Annotated in this window: 18 protein-coding genes; 16 read left to right on the top strand and 2 right to left on the bottom strand. The window is 61.6% G+C overall.

What is annotated here, in order from left to right; translation table 11 throughout:
- Positions 1-62 precede the first annotated feature (62 nt).
- Both R3F07_19920 and R3F07_19915 read right to left on the bottom strand, forming a co-directional pair.
- Positions 63-1,337: a response regulator gene (locus tag R3F07_19920; GenBank protein ID MEZ5278659.1), complete on the bottom strand. Its 1,275-nt coding sequence runs from the start codon at positions 1,335-1,337 to the stop codon at positions 63-65.
- 6 nt (positions 1,338-1,343) lie between these two features.
- Positions 1,344-2,900, bottom strand: a complete 1,557-nt coding sequence (locus tag R3F07_19915) for an ATP-binding protein (GenBank protein ID MEZ5278658.1) — start codon at positions 2,898-2,900, stop codon at positions 1,344-1,346.
- Positions 2,901-3,119: 219 nt separating this feature from the next.
- Here R3F07_19915 and flgB point away from each other — a divergent pair, with 219 nt between their 5' ends.
- From flgB to R3F07_19835, 16 genes are all read left to right on the top strand, one after another.
- A complete protein-coding gene (gene flgB, locus R3F07_19910; GenBank protein ID MEZ5278657.1) occupies positions 3,120-3,503 on the top strand; it encodes a flagellar basal body rod protein FlgB in 384 nt (127 codons plus the stop codon).
- Positions 3,504-3,521: 18 nt separating this feature from the next.
- Entirely contained in the window at positions 3,522-3,935 is a 414-nt protein-coding gene (gene flgC / locus R3F07_19905) for a flagellar basal body rod protein FlgC (protein MEZ5278656.1), read from the top strand.
- A gap of 17 nt (positions 3,936-3,952) precedes the next feature.
- Positions 3,953-4,336 carry a flagellar hook-basal body complex protein FliE gene (fliE, locus tag R3F07_19900; GenBank protein MEZ5278655.1) on the top strand — a complete coding sequence of 128 codons (384 nt, stop codon included), beginning with the start codon at positions 3,953-3,955 and terminating at the stop codon, positions 4,334-4,336.
- Between the two features lie 32 nt (positions 4,337-4,368).
- Positions 4,369-5,946, top strand: a complete 1,578-nt coding sequence (fliF, locus tag R3F07_19895; GenBank protein MEZ5278654.1) for a flagellar basal-body MS-ring/collar protein FliF — start codon at positions 4,369-4,371, stop codon at positions 5,944-5,946.
- Between the two features lie 12 nt (positions 5,947-5,958).
- Positions 5,959-6,975 carry a flagellar motor switch protein FliG gene (gene fliG / locus R3F07_19890; protein MEZ5278653.1) on the top strand — a complete coding sequence of 339 codons (1,017 nt, stop codon included), beginning with the start codon at positions 5,959-5,961 and terminating at the stop codon, positions 6,973-6,975.
- Complete coding sequence (locus R3F07_19885; GenBank protein MEZ5278652.1) at positions 6,962-7,549, top strand: FliH/SctL family protein; 588 nt, start codon at positions 6,962-6,964, stop codon at positions 7,547-7,549. Before fliG ends, R3F07_19885 begins: the two co-directional genes overlap by 14 nt.
- Entirely contained in the window at positions 7,546-8,868 is a 1,323-nt protein-coding gene (locus R3F07_19880) for a FliI/YscN family ATPase (GenBank protein ID MEZ5278651.1), read from the top strand. The genes R3F07_19885 and R3F07_19880 overlap by 4 nt, the downstream gene beginning before the upstream one ends.
- Positions 8,865-9,308, top strand: coding sequence for a flagellar FliJ family protein (locus R3F07_19875; protein MEZ5278650.1), 444 nt, complete (start codon positions 8,865-8,867; stop codon positions 9,306-9,308). The genes R3F07_19880 and R3F07_19875 overlap by 4 nt, the downstream gene beginning before the upstream one ends.
- A 7-nt stretch (positions 9,309-9,315) precedes the next feature.
- Positions 9,316-9,933: a hypothetical protein gene (locus tag R3F07_19870; GenBank protein ID MEZ5278649.1), complete on the top strand. Its 618-nt coding sequence runs from the start codon at positions 9,316-9,318 to the stop codon at positions 9,931-9,933.
- A gap of 185 nt (positions 9,934-10,118) precedes the next feature.
- The gene (locus tag R3F07_19865) at positions 10,119-11,465 is read left to right on the top strand and encodes a hypothetical protein (GenBank protein ID MEZ5278648.1); all 1,347 of its coding nucleotides are present in this window, start codon (positions 10,119-10,121) and stop codon (positions 11,463-11,465) included.
- Between the two features lie 5 nt (positions 11,466-11,470).
- Positions 11,471-11,911, top strand: a complete 441-nt coding sequence (locus tag R3F07_19860; protein MEZ5278647.1) for a flagellar hook capping FlgD N-terminal domain-containing protein — start codon at positions 11,471-11,473, stop codon at positions 11,909-11,911.
- Positions 11,912-11,921: 10 nt separating this feature from the next.
- Positions 11,922-12,914: a flagellar hook-basal body complex protein gene (locus R3F07_19855; protein ID MEZ5278646.1), complete on the top strand. Its 993-nt coding sequence runs from the start codon at positions 11,922-11,924 to the stop codon at positions 12,912-12,914.
- Positions 12,915-12,937: 23 nt separating this feature from the next.
- Positions 12,938-13,459 carry a flagellar basal body-associated FliL family protein gene (locus R3F07_19850; protein ID MEZ5278645.1) on the top strand — a complete coding sequence of 174 codons (522 nt, stop codon included), beginning with the start codon at positions 12,938-12,940 and terminating at the stop codon, positions 13,457-13,459.
- A 3-nt stretch (positions 13,460-13,462) separates the two neighbouring features.
- Positions 13,463-14,473: a FliM/FliN family flagellar motor switch protein gene (locus tag R3F07_19845; protein ID MEZ5278644.1), complete on the top strand. Its 1,011-nt coding sequence runs from the start codon at positions 13,463-13,465 to the stop codon at positions 14,471-14,473.
- Positions 14,473-14,733, top strand: a complete 261-nt coding sequence (gene fliN / locus R3F07_19840) for a flagellar motor switch protein FliN (protein MEZ5278643.1) — start codon at positions 14,473-14,475, stop codon at positions 14,731-14,733. The genes R3F07_19845 and fliN overlap by 1 nt, the downstream gene beginning before the upstream one ends.
- Positions 14,730-15,188, top strand: coding sequence for a flagellar biosynthetic protein FliO (locus tag R3F07_19835; GenBank protein ID MEZ5278642.1), 459 nt, complete (start codon positions 14,730-14,732; stop codon positions 15,186-15,188). Before fliN ends, R3F07_19835 begins: the two co-directional genes overlap by 4 nt.

The raw sequence follows: 15,188 nt of genomic DNA, 5'->3' as shown, positions 1-15,188 counted from the left end.
TTGCGCGCTTTGATGAAGAAAATGAGGGAATGAGGGCGGATTCGACCGACTCGGCCGTCGAGTCAATCCGGTTGATAGATCAGGAGACGCTGGGTGATGGGCGTGACCGCATTGTGTTCACGAATCTTGTTCACCGTCAATGGGGTCAACTCCTTATCTTCCGAGATGAGGAGTAATCCTGAAGGGGTGTAGATGCCACGGGCCAGCACGACGCCGGGTCCGAGCTCGTCCAGGGTGATCTCCCGGACCTTCCGGGGAAGGGATGTGCGGTTGGAAACCTTGAGGAAGAGGCGGACGGCCTCGGGGTCGAAGGCGACACCGGAATCCCTGAGAATGCTCTCAATCGCCTGGTCGCGTGAGTCGTTGGACTCAACGAACGCCACCGCCACGGCGAGATAGCGGGCCGCTTCCGGGATTTCCCGTCCGGACAGACCGTCCGGATAGCCACCGCCATCGAATCTCTCGTGGTGGGCCCGAATCGTCTCGCCGACCGCCCGAAGGTCATTGACGAAGGCGGCGAGGGTCTGCCCGTAGATGGGATGGTGCCGGAGCAGCTGTCGCTCGGTCTCGGTCAATGCTTCCGGTGTCTTGAGCGACTTGCTGCAGATCTGCCGGGGGATGCCCACCATGCCGATATTGTGAAGCCAGGCGCTGGTCATGAGGACGTCGCGCATCTCGTCGGACATCCCCGCCGTCTCCGCCATCTGGCGACAGACGGTGGCAACGGATTTTGTCTGACGTCCGAGGACGGGGTGGAACGTCTCAATCAGTCGATGGCAGAGTTCGAGGGAGTGCTCGAAATTGGTCCGGAGGGTCCGGTTGGCACGGTCGAGATCCTCTTTCCCCTTGGTCAATGCCTCGAGTTTCTCCCTCAGTTCCGCATTGGCCGTGACCAGCTTCTCATTCAGACGGAGGGTGTCCTCCCGCAGCCTTTCGTTCGCATCGAGCAGTTGGAAGCGCTGAACGGCATTGCGGATCGTTGCGATCAATTCCTCACGGATCCAGGGTTTGGCCAGAAACCGGAAGATTTCACCCTTGTTGACCGCGTCGATCACCGTGTTGAGCGTGAGCACGCCGGTGATGAGGATGCGGGATGCATTGGGCTGATGGGCTTTGGATTCATGAAGGAACTCCAACCCGGTCATCTCCGGCATCCGTTGATCGGATACGATGACCGCGAAACGATCCTCCCGGATCGCCTCGAGGGCGTCACTCGCCTTGGAGAAAACGGAGATGTCGTAATTCTCCCGACCAAGGGTCTCCTTGATCGCAAGAAGGATGATCTCGTCGTCGTCGAGCAGGAGGATCTTCGGGTTTTCGGATTCGGGACGGGACATGGCGGGTCAGCCCATCAGGGCGGATAGGCGCTTCATCATGGTTGAGAGTTTCAGATTGTGATGCAAGACGAGGTCCGCCTGTTCGGCGACCGTTCTGGGCACCTGCTCAGGGTCGTCTCCCATGGTGATGACGGTGGTCTTCACTTTCGGCCATTGCGATCGGATTTCCTCGAGGAGTCGATCTGCGTTTTCATCGAGGGCGATCCGCATGATCACCACCATGTCCACCGGAAAGACCGATTGCGCGAGGTGCTCTCGAGCTCGCTGCGCCTGGGTCAGGGTGAGGACCTGCCAGTCCTGTTCCCGCATTCGGCCGACAAGATCGGAATGCCCGGCGTCCTCCCATGAGTAGAGCAGCAGATGCCGCCGATCCGTCGGATGAGCGGGCGGGGGGGCCGGGGCCTCTTCCGGGTTCTCAAACGTCTCGAGCGGGAGGACGAGGTGAAAGGCGGTGCCCTCTCCGCTGCGGGTGACGACCCCGATCCGGCCCTTGTTGGCCTCGGCGAAGAGGTTGGCGTTGTAGAGCCCGAGACCGGAGCCTTTGGTCGGTTCCTTGGTGGAGAAGAAGGGATCAAACACCCGCTCCGCCACTCCCGGCGCCATCCCGTTGCCGTTGTCGCGGAAGATGATCTCCACGCTTCCGGCCGGGTAGTGAAAATCCTTCGGGATGATTCCTTCCGGCCCTGCGGACGGCTGATCATGCCGGCGGGTGGTGATTTCGATCCTTCCCTGCTCTTTCAGGGCGTCGCGGGCGTTTGTGGCCAGATTCAGGAGGACCTGCCGAAACCCGACGTCGTCCAGCCGCACCGGAATCTCCTCGCCGGTGAAGTGATCCTCGATCCGCGTCCCACGGGGGAGAACCGCCCTCAGGAAATCCAACTGGTCGGTAATCAGAGATTCCAGATTGAAGAGGCTCCTTTCCCCGGAAACCTCGCGGTTGAGCTCCATGATCCGCCGGACCAGTTTCTGCGCCTCCATTGAACTGGCCTTGATCTGACCGATCCCGGCGTGCATCTCGTGTCCGGGTTCGAGAAGGGAATGGTAGAGTTCACTCAGGGAGAAGATCCCGGCCACCACGTTGTTGAAGTCGTGAAGCAGGCCGCTGGTCACCGTGGAGACCGTTTCCTTCCAGGCGCGGTAGGTCAGCCGTTTCTCGGCGCGTATCTGACTGGTTCGGTCAATCCATACCCCGCGGTAGCGTGAGGGCTTCCGGCCGATCTTCTTGCGGATGTCCTCGACGTAGAAAAGCTCTTTGGTGTCGGGATGAACGAGGCGGTAGGTTGTCCGGAGAACTCCCGAGTTGGCGGCATTCTTTTTCAACCAGTTGAGAACACCGACCCGGTCGTCCTCATGGATGCAGGCAAGGAGGAGGTCGGTTCGGCCAATGAGATTGTCGGCGCGGTGCCCGAAGAACTTTTCCCGGCCGGGACCGATCTCGATGAATGTCAGGTCGGACCGCTGTTCGAAGTAGACGCCCGGGACCAGGTCGAGCAGATCCTCCCATCGCTCCCGGTAGGATCGGGGAGTCCGTTTGTCGGTGGTTTTGGGCGGTTCGGTTTTCACTCGGAGGGACCGGCAACGCCGGCGCGGCAATCGATGGGTTGAGAACACTCTTTTGGGCGGCCTCCGCAACGGAAAAATCGGGGACCGCGACTGGGCAGTTTTTGCCGGTAGGGGCGGCAGAACTGCGATAGACAAGAAACATGAAATTATTAATTATTGTTTATTAGATGTTTACGCGAACCTCCATCTCTGAGGCATAGGGTTTGCTTAGTCGTTGGCATGATCGAAAGTATCATGGCCAGCGAGAACTATGTCCTCGCGAAGAAGATGTTGGACGCGTCCGCGTTCCGCCATGAGCTGATCGCGACCAATCTGGCCAATGCGGAAACGCCCGGTTTCAGGCGATTGGATCTCGATCCCGAATTCGGGCGGCAGCTCGAGAGCCTCATTCAGAAGGGCGACCTGAAGGGTGCCGGCGCGATCAAGATGAAGGCGCTGGCGGACGTTCAGGCCCGGGCGAGTCGGCCGGACGGCAACAATGTGGAACTCGACCGCGAACTGCTCGAGCTCAACCGCAATTCGCTCGAATACGAATTCCTGACGGAATACGCGAGCAACTCGTTGATGCGCCTGAAGACGGCCATCACCGGCCGGGTCACTTGAACCCCATCTATCTGAGCCATGATGAATCTGATTCCCTCAGTTGATGTGACCGCATCCGCGCTCTCCGCCGAAAAGGTGAGACTCGATGTGGTCAGCCAGAACATCGCCAATGCGCATACCACCCGGGGGCCGAATGGCGAACCGTATGTCCGGAAGGTGGTCTCCTTCGAAGCCGAGATGGCCAGGGCGGGAGGCCAGGGGGCCAAAGGGGTGCGGGTCGGCCAGGTGACCGAGGACAAGACTCTCGGACCTCTCGTTTACAATCCATCCCATCCGGACGCTGACAGCTCCGGCATGGTTCGCATGCCCAATGTCAATCTGGCGATGGAGATGGTCGACCTGATGACGGCTTCGCGTTCCTACGAGGCCAATCTCTCAGTCGTGAGGACCGCCCGACAGATGGCCCAGAAGGCCCTCAAGATCGGTCAATAACCCTGTTTTTCCGGTTCATGATCAGCCCGATAGCTCAGTCACTCAACGCCGCCTACGGAGTCCGGGAACTTCCGGGACAGATCAAGATCCCCGACCAGGCTCCCGGCAGCCTCCCCAGAGTCGGTGATGTGGAAAAGCCCGGTGGGCTCGGACTGACCGGCCCGGCCACCCATCCGGCCTCGACCTCCTTCACCGACATGATCGGCACCCTGGTCCGGGAGGTGGACGGGAAGTCGAAAGCCGCCGACTCCGAGGTCAGAAACCTGATGCTCGGCCGGACCGACAATCTTCATCAATCCATGATCGCCATGCAGGAATCCGGCCTGGCGTTCTCTCTCCTCGTCGAAGTGCGCAACAAGCTGGTCGAATCCTACCAGGAATTGATGCGGATGCCCGTATGAACCCTTCGAACGTCCTTCTTCCCTGATCCGGCATGGCCAATCTTCTCAATAACCTCTGGTCGGTCTGGCGTCAGCTCGGCCTGAATCAGAGAATCTCCCTCTCGCTTGCCGCCGTTGTGGTGATCGCGGCCATGGCCGGAATGCTCGCCTGGGCATCACGACCCGACATGCAGCTTCTCTACGGGCGACTCGATCCGAAGGATGCCGGAGACATTGCAGCCGCTCTCGATGCCCAGTCGATCCCCTATCGAATCGAAGGCGGCGGGGGCTCCATCATGGTTCCCCGCGATCAGGTTCACCGGATCCGCATGGATCTTGCCTCCAAGGGCATTCCCACCGGGGGGGCGATCGGATTCGAGATCTTCGACCGCGGAAATTTCGGGATCAGCGATTTTGTCCAGAGAACCAATTACCTTCGGGCCATTCAGGGTGAACTCTCCCGGACGGTTTCCCAGCTCGACGGAGTCCGATCCGCCCGCGTCATGGTCGTCATGCCGGAGAATCGGCTTCTGGTGACGGGAGCGAGCGCCCGTGCCACCGCCTCGGTCCTCGTGGAAACCGGCGGTCGACGGCTCGATCTTGAAGCGGTCGATTCGGTTCGTTCACTCGTGGCCAACGCAGTCGAGGGGCTGCTCGTTGACGACGTGGTTGTGGTGGACAATCGCGGGAATGTGCTGAGTGACGCACTCAAGGAGGAATCCATTGGCGGACTCACCGCCGGCCAGATCCGCTACCGCCGCGAGGTTGAGGACTATTTCGGAAAGAAGGTCGAGAGCATGCTGGATGTCGCCCTGGGCCCCGGAAATGCCGTGGTCCGGGTTTCCGTGGATGTCGATGCGAGCCAGTCAACCACCTTTGAGGAGCGATTTGATCCCGACGGCCAGGTTCTCAGGAGCCAGACCACGACGGAGGACACCAATTCGTCGCGCGATGTCGGTTCAACTCCCGGAGCGGGGGCCTCCGCCAATCTGCCGTCTCCCGAGGCCGGCGGAGGAGCTCCACCCTCACCGGCAACCATGGCCGAGGAGAAGCGCAAGACGCGGACCGACAGTTATGAGATCAACCGCTCAACCGTCGAGACAGTGAGGGTGGGCGGCGATATCCGCCGGATCACCGCGGCCGTGTTTGTCGCCATGAAGACGACGGGGGAGGGTGCCGAACGAAAGGCCGAACCCCGCAGTGCGCAGGAACTCGAATCCCTGCGACAGATCGTGATCAACGCCCTGGGAATCGCCCCGGCCCGCAATCAGAGCCTTGACCAGATCGTGGCCCTCCAGGAAATCGATTTTGCCGACGATCCGGTTGTTGAGACCGTCGGTGTCCTCCAGGACGAGCAGAAGCTCCACCATTGGATGGATCTGGGGCGCAGCCTCGTCGGTGTCGTCCTCGCGGTCGGAGCTTTTGGTTTCTTCCTTCGCCTCCTCAAGCGTCACAAACCCAGCGAGGCGTCGTTTGAATTGCTGCGGTCCGACGAAGACCGGCGCGGAGGCAGATCCCTCGACATGTCCTCGGAAATCACTCCCGAGCTTCTCAACGATCTGATTCGGCAGAAGCCCGCCAATGTCGGCTACACCCTGAAGGAGTGGATGTCCGCCAGCAGCCAGAAATAGCCCGTCTCCAAAATGTCGATAACAAGCTATCAGCAGCTGACCAAGCTTCAGCGATTGGCGATTTTCCTCATCGTGATCGGTCCGGAAACAGCGGCCGAGATTCTTCGCCAGTTTGAGGACCCCGAAATCGAAGCCATCTGCCGCGAGATGACCCACTTCCCCGTGGTCGAACCCGAGGTCCAGCAGGAGGTGATCGAGGAGTTCAGCAGTCTGATCATGGAGAGCTTTTCCTCCCTGGCCGGAGGCGCGGCGTTCGCCCGGCGCACCCTTGAGCTGGCCAAGGGCGACACCAAGGCGGCTTCCATTCTTGAACGCATCTCGCCGGGCGGCAATTCGGCCGACTGCATCAAGGAAATCGGTGAGATGGAGCCCCAGCAGATCTTCAACCTGATCAAGACCGAACAGAGCCAGACCATCGCCTTCGTCCTCTCCTACCTCGAGATGGAGAAGGCGGCCGCCATCCTGCCCATGCTTCACGCCGACGTCCGCGAGGATGTGGTTGAGCGCCTTGGCACTCTCGAAGCCACCTCGCTCGAACTGGTCAACAAGGTGGCCAAGGCCTTGACCGTCAATCTGGATCACAGCGCGAAGCTGACCATGCATACCAGTGGCGGGGTGCGCCCGGCAGCCGAGCTTCTCAACAGCCTCGATCGCGAGGAGAGCAAGAGCATCCTGACCCGGATGGAGGAGCGGAACCCCGAGCTGACCAACGCCATCCGCAAGAAGATGTTCGGCTTCGCCGACCTCGTCCGCCTTGAACAGAAGGACCTCCAGCGGATCATGCGCGAAGTCGATACCAGCGACCTCGTCCTCGCCCTCAAGACAGCGACCCCGATGCTCAATGACGCCATCAGCGGTGCCATCTCCAAGCGGGCCGCCGAGACTTTGAAGGAGGAGCTCGAAATGCTCGGCTCGGTCCGACTGAAGGATGTGGAGGCGGCTCAGGACCGTATCATCCAGATCGTCCGCCGGCTCGAGGAGCAGGAGGAGATCAGTCTCGAGAAGGGAGGGGCCGGTGTTGTCAGCTGAACGGATCCGTTTCGATCGCGCGCTCCAGTCGGTCTCGATCCGTTATGACGGTCCCGCGGCCCGCCGTGGCGGCGATGGCTTTGAAGAACTGCTGCGATCCGAGTATCAGCGCGGCTATGACGCGGGCTCCGATCACGTCAACCGACAGATTCTTGAGCAACGGAACGAAATCAATCAGATGCGGGCGTTGCTCCTTGAGAATGCCGAGAAGGCGCTCGATCAGGCGGTTCTGGAGATTCGCGGCGCCCTGCCCGGGCTGGCTCTCCAGGTCGTCCGCCGGATGATCGCCGGCATCGAGTGGGATGTCGCCGGCATCGCCCGGATGGCCGAGGACGTGCTCATCGAGTCGGGAGTCGATCCGAGCGAAGTCGAGCTTCGGCTCAATCCGGCCGATCTGGATTTGCTGCGCGATCTGGATCCTTCGATGGCGGAGCGTCATCCCGGCGTGCGCCTGGTAGCGGACGGCCGGCTCGAGCGGGGCGGTTGCGAGGCGATCACCCGTTTTGGCAAGATCGATGGCCGGCTCTCACGGAAACTTGAGCGGCTGGAAGCGTCGATGGAGGGCTCCGTATGACCGTGGCCGAGGCCGACTGGATTCGTGTCCTCGAGGACCGGGTCACCCACTCCCAGACGCTCGAACACATCGGCCGGGTGGCCCAGGTCACCGGCCTGCTGGTCGAGAGCGATGGGCCGCAGGGCAAGTTGGGCGACGTCTGCGAAATCGTATCGGACGAACACGGCGTCACCGTTTTTGCCGAGGTGGTCGGATTCCGTGAGCACCGCGTCCTGCTGATGCCTCTGGGCGACATGGAAGGCATCCACCCGGGATGTGAGGTTCGTTTGCGGCGTCAGCGCAATGCCATTCCCACCGGTCGCAACCTGCTGGGCCGCGTCCTTGACGGGATGGGCCGGCCGATCGACGACCTTGGCGTTCTCGACGCACCCCGGGACGGGCAGCTTCGACGCCATCCCCCCAATCCTCTGCGCCGCCGTCGAATCGACGAACCCTTTCGCACCGGGGTCCGGGCCATCGACCTCTTCTGCCCCGTCGGGCGTGGGCAGCGCCTGGGCATATTCGCAGGAAGCGGCGTCGGCAAGTCCACACTCCTGGGCATGTTGGCCCGGGGTGGGGAAGCGGATGTCAACGTCATTGCCCTGGTCGGGGAACGCGGCCGCGAGTTGCGCGAGTTCATCGAGCAGGATCTCGGGCCCGAGGGAATGGCCAGGTCGGTGGTCGTCGTGGCGACTTCCGATCAGACGGCTCCCGTCCGGCTCCGTGCGGCCTATACCGCCACCGCGATCGCCGAGTCCTTCCGCGACGAAGGCGCCAGTGTGCTCTTTCTGCTCGATTCGGTCACCCGCTTCGCCATGGCCCAGCGGGAGATCGGACTGGCCGTTGGCGAGCCGCCAACCAGCCGGGGCTACACCCCCTCGGTCTTTTCCATCCTTCCCCGGATCCTGGAGAGAACCGGGATGGGGGAAAGCGGATCGATCACCGCCTTCTACACTGTCCTGGTTGAGGGGGATGACTTCAACGAGCCGATTGCCGATGCCGTTCGCGGCATCCTCGACGGCCACCTGGTGCTTTCACGCGGACTTGCCACCGCCAATCACTTTCCCGCCATCGATGTCCTCGAGAGCGTCAGCCGTCTGGCCAATGATGTCCTTTCCCGCGGCGAACTCGAGTTGACCAGCCAGGCTCGGGATCTCCTGTCGGTCTACCGGAAAAATGAAGACCTGATCAATCTGGGCGCCTACCAGGTCGGAGCCAATCCCAAGATCGACCGCGCCATCCACCTGCACGACCGGTTGAACGGGCTGCTCAAGCAGGACTCCGCCGACCTGACCGGTCGTGAGTCAAGTTTCAAGGGCCTGAGGGAGGTCTTCGCATGAAGGGCTTTCGCTTCAAACTCGAATCCGTCCTCACCCTGAGGAACTGGGACGAGGAACGCGCGCGGACCGAACTTGCCCAGGCTCTCGCGAGGGAGCGTCGTTTCGAGCGGAGTCTGGCCGAAATCGACCAGCAGATAGAGCAGTCCCTCTCATCCTGGGTGGTCGATCGGCGGGCCGGGGGGCATGCCGCCCGGGAAGTCGGTCAGTGGGCGCATCTCAATCACCTCGACCGCAACCGCCGGGAGATCGACGAGAAATGTCGGGCCGCCCGAAAGGTGCGCGAAGAAAAAACCACCCGCCTGCTCGAGTGCCGGCAGCAACGACGGGTCATCGAAAAACTAAAGGAACGCCGGCACGAAGCCTTCCAGAAGGATCTCCAGGGAAGTCTCGAGCGGGAGATCGAAGACCTCTTCAACGCCCGTTTCCGACAGAAATCGTGAACCCGTCATGAAACGTCTCTTTTCCACCTCCTTCCTCACCGGACTGTTGGCCGTCGTCCTGTTCTTCGGCATCCAGGCCTTCCTTGTCCTTCGGTTCCTGCAATCACCCGGGGAGAGCGAGCCCGCCAGAACCGCGGAGATCCCGTCCGATGAACCCGCGCGGTTCTATTGGGATTTCTGGACGCCGGAGATCGACGCCTTCGTTGACGATCTCAAGGCCCAGCGCCTCGCCCTGGACGAACGCAAGGCCGAACTGGCCGCAATCGAGGCACGGGTTCGGGCCGAGAGCCTCGAACTGGAGCAGACCCGTCTGCGACTCGAGGCCTTCCGGAGTCGCCTGGAGGAGAGCATCGTCGAGGTCGGCCTGACCGAGGAGAAAAACCTGAAGAGTCTCGCCGTGACCTATTCCAATCTCTCGCCCGCCGCCGCCCTCATGATCCTTCAGGAGATGGAGGACGATGTTGTCGTGAAGATCATGATGCACATGAAGCCCGATGTGGTCGGCGCCATCTTTGAGGAAATGACCACCCAGACCGGTCAGGCCGACCTCCTGGTCAAGCGGGCGGCCGTTCTCTCGAACCGACTGCGCCTCGCTCGTAAGGAAAATGTTGATACAAACTCCTGATCATGGAATCATTCCCAGGCTTCCCGGTGCCCGCCCATCCGGTTTCTCCTCGTCCGAATGACGGGGGACCGCGTGAATTGGCCGGCAAAGACCGTCCGGCAAGAGACCGGCAGGATGCCGGACGCGATTTTGGCCAGGTTTGGAGCCGGGCCTTCGGCCCTGATTCTCCATCCCCGCCCAAACCCATGCCGACCGAAGGGGACCCGGAGGGTCCCCGTGCGCCCGAAACAGCGGACGCCGACCCGGATCCGGCCGCAGCGGTTTTCCCCCTCCCGCAATTCCCGCCGGATTCCCCCATCGGTCCAGTCACCCGGCCGCCGGTCACCACCGCTGCGATGTCATCGGGGTCCGGGGCGGGCGGCGAGAAGACAGACGGGTCGAGTCCGGATCCCGGTCTCTTTCGGCCCGTGCCCGTGAACCTTCCGACCGTGCCTCCGGCCATGGCCGGGCCGGTCGGACTGGAGAATCCCGCCCAACGGAATGAGGTTTCTGCGGCCCTGGAGGCGCCCTTGTCGATGCCGGCAGATCCCGGACGTGTTCCTCCCCGGGTGTTGCCGGCCGAAACCGGACCCGAACCCGGCCGGTTTGCCGCCGGCACCCCTGAAGGAGCCACCGATGCGGCCGGAAAGGTTCCGATCGAGCCCAAGGCGGCAGATATTGCCGGATCCACCGGGGTCGGAACTGCCGGTCGGAATCCGGTCCGACCTCCTCTGTCGAACAAGAAAAATTTTCTACCACAAGATGTACAATCAGTTACGGACCTGGAGGATGATGATGGCATCAAGGATGCTTTGGGTGGAATCCGTATGCGTCGTCCCCAGGATAATCCCAACCCTTCGATCGCCCTCGCAAGTGGCCGGTCGCGGCTGACCGATGGTCTGCAAGGCTTGGGCGAAGGACGGGGCGGGCTCCGTCCGACCCTGAATATCTCCTCCAACCCGGATCTGGCGAAAGTTGAAGGACTGCCTCACATCGACCGTGCGGGCTTTGGCGGTTCTTCAGCCGAATCCGGTTCGACCACGCTGGTCTCCACGGCCGTTTCGACCCCTTCGATCTCCGGATCGCGTCAGGCCGATGCGGTCGCCGTTCTCGAGAACATTCACCGCTTGGCAGAGCAGGCTGTGGCCCAGGGGCAGAACCGGCTTTCCATGAGCCTTCGCCTCGAGGACGGCGGCCGTATCCGCATCCGCCTGGTCCGGGACGGTGGAGAAATCCACACCCTGCTTCGTACCGATGTTCCCGGCCTGGAAGCCGCCTTCCGTCAGCAATGGTCCCAGTTTTCCCAGGATGCCGTTGAGCGGGGATTCAGGTTCCAGACGCTCTCCTTCGCCGATCCCGAGAGTTCCCCGGGGGAGGATAACCATTCTCATGACGGTGGTCGGAAGACCGACGTTTTCAATCGTGAGTCCGCTCCCGCCGCTTCACCCCTCCGGGTGGAATCGGCCTCAAACGGCAAGAGCCGCCAACCTGCCGGATTGAATCCGGTTCCCGTGCCCTTGAGAGGAGCGGGTCGCCTGCGCGCCTGGGTCTGAAAATCATGAATGCTGTCCAATCCATCAATCCCTCCTCGACCGACTACGTCGCTCCGGGTTCCGTCCGCACGCCGAAGCAGGTCCTCGGACAGGAGGATTTCCTGAAACTGCTCACGGTCCAGTTCTCCAGCCAGGATCCCCTCAAGCCGATGGAGGACACCAGCTTCATCGCACAGATGGCGAACTTCAGCTCGCTCGAGATCATGAACAACATGAGCACGAGCATGGCGAATCTCTCGACCAGCCAGCAGCTCTCCGCCGCCCAGCTTCTCCTCGGCAAAGACGTCGAGGTGCTCGGTAAGGACAACAATCGCGCCACCGGGACGGTCTCGGCGGTATTCATGGACGGCGACAAGACGATGATCCGGGTCGGCAACCAGGACTACGACATCGCCTCCGTTTCACGTATCCAGATGAACACGACTCAAACTCAACCGGAAATCTGAGGACTCCCCTATGGCACTTATCGGATCACTGAACAGCGGCATCAGCGCCCTGAGAAATTTCGCCCGGGGCCTTGAGGTCATCGGCAACAATATCGCCAACGTCAACAGCGTCGCCTTCAAGGGCGCCACGACCAAGTATACGGATTCGTTCAGCCAGTTTCTGAACAAGCCGTCCAGTTCTCCCTCCGATGGCAACGGCTCGAACACCTCGGCCTCCCAGATCGGCATGGGCGTCGAGATCTCCGGCATCCAGACCAAGTTTCTCCAGGGAGCCATTTCCATCACCGGTCAGACCACCGATCTTGCCATCTCCGGTGAGGGCTTCTTCCAGGTCCTCAACGTTCCGGACAATACCATTTTCGCCACCCGGGCCGGAGATTTCCGCACCGACGATCGCAACTTCCTCGTGACCAACGAAGGCTACCGCCTCCAGGGCCTGACCGGCGGCTCGGCCTCGTTTACCGCCACCATGGTCTCCGGCGAATTGACCTTCACGAAAACCGATATTCCGCCTTCGGCGATCGGAGATTTCCAGCTCGATTTCGAGCCGACCTTTGCCAATGGCCTGCTCATCAACAATACCGGCGGGGCCATGACCGATGCCGAGGTCGAAGCGGCCGCCCCCGGTCTCGACTCCATCGGGATCGCACCCAATGGCGAGATCAAGGCGCGGGTCACGGTGACGGGTGACGAGGTGGTCCTGGGCAAGATTCTCCTGATGAACTTCAAGGACCCCACCGCCCTGACCCGGGAAGGCGCCAACCTCTTCAGCGGCTTCGATGCGGCCGGCGTGGTCGGTTCCCTCACCTTGAGCGCCGCAGAGAATACCGCGGGAACGAACGGTCTCGGCAGCATCCGCTCCGGAGCCCTCGAACTCTCGAACGTCGATTTGACCGAGGAGTTCGCCAACATGATCACCACCCAGCGCAGTTTCCAGGCCGGCTCACGCATCATCACGGTCAGCGACGCGGTGCTTGAAGAGGTGGTCAACCTCAAGCGGTAAACCTTTTCCCGGAACCTCCCGACATGGCTGAAGAAAAGAAGGCAAAAGCGGCGGACGCGACGGAGAAGGGCAAAGGGGGTGGATTCCTTCCCCTCCTTCTCGTCATCATCCTCGTCCCGGCCATCTCCTATGCGATGACCGAGTTCCTCGTCATCCCGAAGATGAAGGCGGCTCTCGCTTCGTCCGGTCACGAGGCGGAACCGGCCGAACACGGCAGCCTGCCGGATACCCAGAAGGGCGCAGCCATTCACTCGGTCGAGTTCAAGGACATCGTCAGCAATATCGCCGGCTCCATGAAGAGCCGCTACATCAAGGTCAGCTTCACCGCCTACAGCGCCGATCCCGAGATCGAGGAACGGGTGAAACACGATCGCGCGAAACTGCTCGATGCCACCCTGAGCATCCTCTCATCGCTGACTCTGGCGGAACTGGAGGAGGCGGGGGTGAAAAACAAGATCCGCACCGAATTGCTTCTCTCGTTCGAATCCGTGATGCACGCCCGGCTCTTCGAAGAGCTCTACTTCTCCGAATTCGTCGTTCAATAAACCATGGATACAGAGGGCAATACAGGGATGGACGCCCCCGGCAGTGAGACGACCCGGAACCCGGAGGCCGTCCCCGTCGAATCGGTTCGTCTGTTCAACTCCGAGGGCCAGCGGCTCGCCGATCGCGAGGCCTCGAGCATCCGGAGTTTTGATTTCCGCAACCCGGTCTTCCTTCCCGAGGCTGAATTGCGCCAGGTCCGTCTGCGCCACGAGGATCTTGCCCGCTACGTCTCGGCCCGCCTTTCCATCTTTCTCCGCAAGGACTTTGCCGTCCGTAACGGCGATTTGGAGACGATGACTTTCGGTGGGTTCACCGAATCGATTCCCGATCCGTCGCTCCTCATGATCTTCAAGGTGGAGCCACTCTTCGGAGTCGGTGTCCTCGAGATCGATCCGAACCTGGCCCTCCATATCGCCGATCGCATGTTGGGCGGCCGAAGCCAGTCCCTCGAAAGCACCGGCTACCTGACCGAGATCGAGACCAATCTGGTCGAGGATGTGGTTGCCATCGTCCTCGAGGAATGGAGCCGTCAGTGGCGAAGCGACCGGGACCTCAAGCACGTCCTGATCGGGCGGGAGACCAATGGCCGGTTCCTTCAGACCTCGCCCACCAATGCGGTCGTCCTGGTGGCCGATCTCCAGGTCAAGATGGGCGAATGCGCCGGGCGCATCCGGATTTCCGTTCCCTACTACACCCTCGAACCCCTGATCAAGGAAATGCAACTGGGCCGCCAGAAGGAGTCCTCGGGGCTGGCCCTGGAGAACAAGACGGAGTGGCGCTCATCCTACAACTCGATCCCGGTCGAGCTGATCGCCGAATGGGAGGCGTCCGTCATGACAGTGAGGGAAGTGCTCAACCTGAAAGTCGGCGACATCATTGAACTGCCCCGCGGCATCATCAGCCGAACCCGCCTGCGGATGGAAAATCTGGTCCGCTTCGTCGGCGAGGCCGGCTTGGAGGACGGGACGATCGCCGTCCGGATCAATAGGACAACCGAAGGAGAAAGAATTTGATGGAAACCTCGATAGAATCCAACCCGATGAAGCTGATCATGGACGTCAAGGTCCGGCTGACCGTCCAGCTGGGATCCTGCAGTCTCGCGATGAAGGACGTCATCGGCCTCGCTCCCGGAACGGTCATCCAGCTCGGCCAGCAGGCCAGTGATCCGGTCGGCCTCTATGTCAATGACAAGCTGATCGCCCACGGCGAAGTCGTGGTCGTCGACGAGAATTTCGGAATCAAGATCACGGCCCTGGCCGGATCGGAGAAATGAAGCTGATCCCGGCCATGCTGATGGTCGCCGCTTTGGCGGCGCCGACTTTCGCCCAGTCGGCCGACGCGGGTGACGAGGTCTTCTTCCCGAGGACCTCGCCCGCGCCCAAAGAGGGGGGTGTGGCGGAGAGTTCCGCTGCCCTCGCAGGCGCGCCGACCGTTGTCATGTTCGCCGGATACGCTGTTGTCCTGGTCGTCCTGGGCGCGGGAGTCTTCTTCTTCCTCAAGCGCGGAGGCTGGCGCCAGGTGGTCAAGCGGTCGGAAGGCCGGTTGCAGGTCCGGGAGTCCCGGATGCTTGGCAATCGTCAATTTCTCATGGTGGTGGAGTATGAGGACTCGCGCCTTCTGGTTGGCGTCAGTCCGGGTCGGATCGAGCTGCTTACGCCGCTCAGCTCCCCGCATTCACATCTGGAGGCCTTGCCCGACGGGCTGATGGCCGGAGCGAAAGGAGGCTAG

The organism is Opitutaceae bacterium, from assembly GCA_041395105.1.
Lineage (GTDB): Bacteria > Verrucomicrobiota > Verrucomicrobiia > Opitutales > Opitutaceae > B12-G4.
This window is presented reverse-complemented; position numbering and strand designations above follow the sequence as displayed.

Bases quoted from the DNA above. Each gene is read 5' to 3' on its own strand.
- fliG (MEZ5278653.1), top strand. From the start codon at position 5,959: ATGTCGATAACAAGCTATCAGCAGCTGACCAAGCTTCAGCGATTGGCG.
- R3F07_19865 (MEZ5278648.1), top strand. From the start codon at position 10,119: ATGCCGACCGAAGGGGACCCGGAGGGTCCCCGTGCGCCCGAAACAGCG.
- flgC (MEZ5278656.1), top strand. From the start codon at position 3,522: ATGATGAATCTGATTCCCTCAGTTGATGTGACCGCATCCGCGCTCTCC.
- R3F07_19845 (MEZ5278644.1), top strand. From the start codon at position 13,463: ATGGATACAGAGGGCAATACAGGGATGGACGCCCCCGGCAGTGAGACG.
- fliE (MEZ5278655.1), top strand. From the start codon at position 3,953: ATGATCAGCCCGATAGCTCAGTCACTCAACGCCGCCTACGGAGTCCGG.
- R3F07_19920 (MEZ5278659.1), bottom strand. From the start codon at position 1,337: ATGTCCCGTCCCGAATCCGAAAACCCGAAGATCCTCCTGCTCGACGAC.
- R3F07_19835 (MEZ5278642.1), top strand. From the start codon at position 14,730: ATGAAGCTGATCCCGGCCATGCTGATGGTCGCCGCTTTGGCGGCGCCG.
- R3F07_19850 (MEZ5278645.1), top strand. From the start codon at position 12,938: ATGGCTGAAGAAAAGAAGGCAAAAGCGGCGGACGCGACGGAGAAGGGC.
- R3F07_19870 (MEZ5278649.1), top strand. From the start codon at position 9,316: ATGAAACGTCTCTTTTCCACCTCCTTCCTCACCGGACTGTTGGCCGTC.
- fliN (MEZ5278643.1), top strand. From the start codon at position 14,473: ATGGAAACCTCGATAGAATCCAACCCGATGAAGCTGATCATGGACGTC.
- R3F07_19860 (MEZ5278647.1), top strand. From the start codon at position 11,471: ATGAATGCTGTCCAATCCATCAATCCCTCCTCGACCGACTACGTCGCT.
- R3F07_19855 (MEZ5278646.1), top strand. From the start codon at position 11,922: ATGGCACTTATCGGATCACTGAACAGCGGCATCAGCGCCCTGAGAAAT.
- fliF (MEZ5278654.1), top strand. From the start codon at position 4,369: ATGGCCAATCTTCTCAATAACCTCTGGTCGGTCTGGCGTCAGCTCGGC.
- R3F07_19875 (MEZ5278650.1), top strand. From the start codon at position 8,865: ATGAAGGGCTTTCGCTTCAAACTCGAATCCGTCCTCACCCTGAGGAAC.
- flgB (MEZ5278657.1), top strand. From the start codon at position 3,120: ATGATCGAAAGTATCATGGCCAGCGAGAACTATGTCCTCGCGAAGAAG.
- R3F07_19880 (MEZ5278651.1), top strand. From the start codon at position 7,546: ATGACCGTGGCCGAGGCCGACTGGATTCGTGTCCTCGAGGACCGGGTC.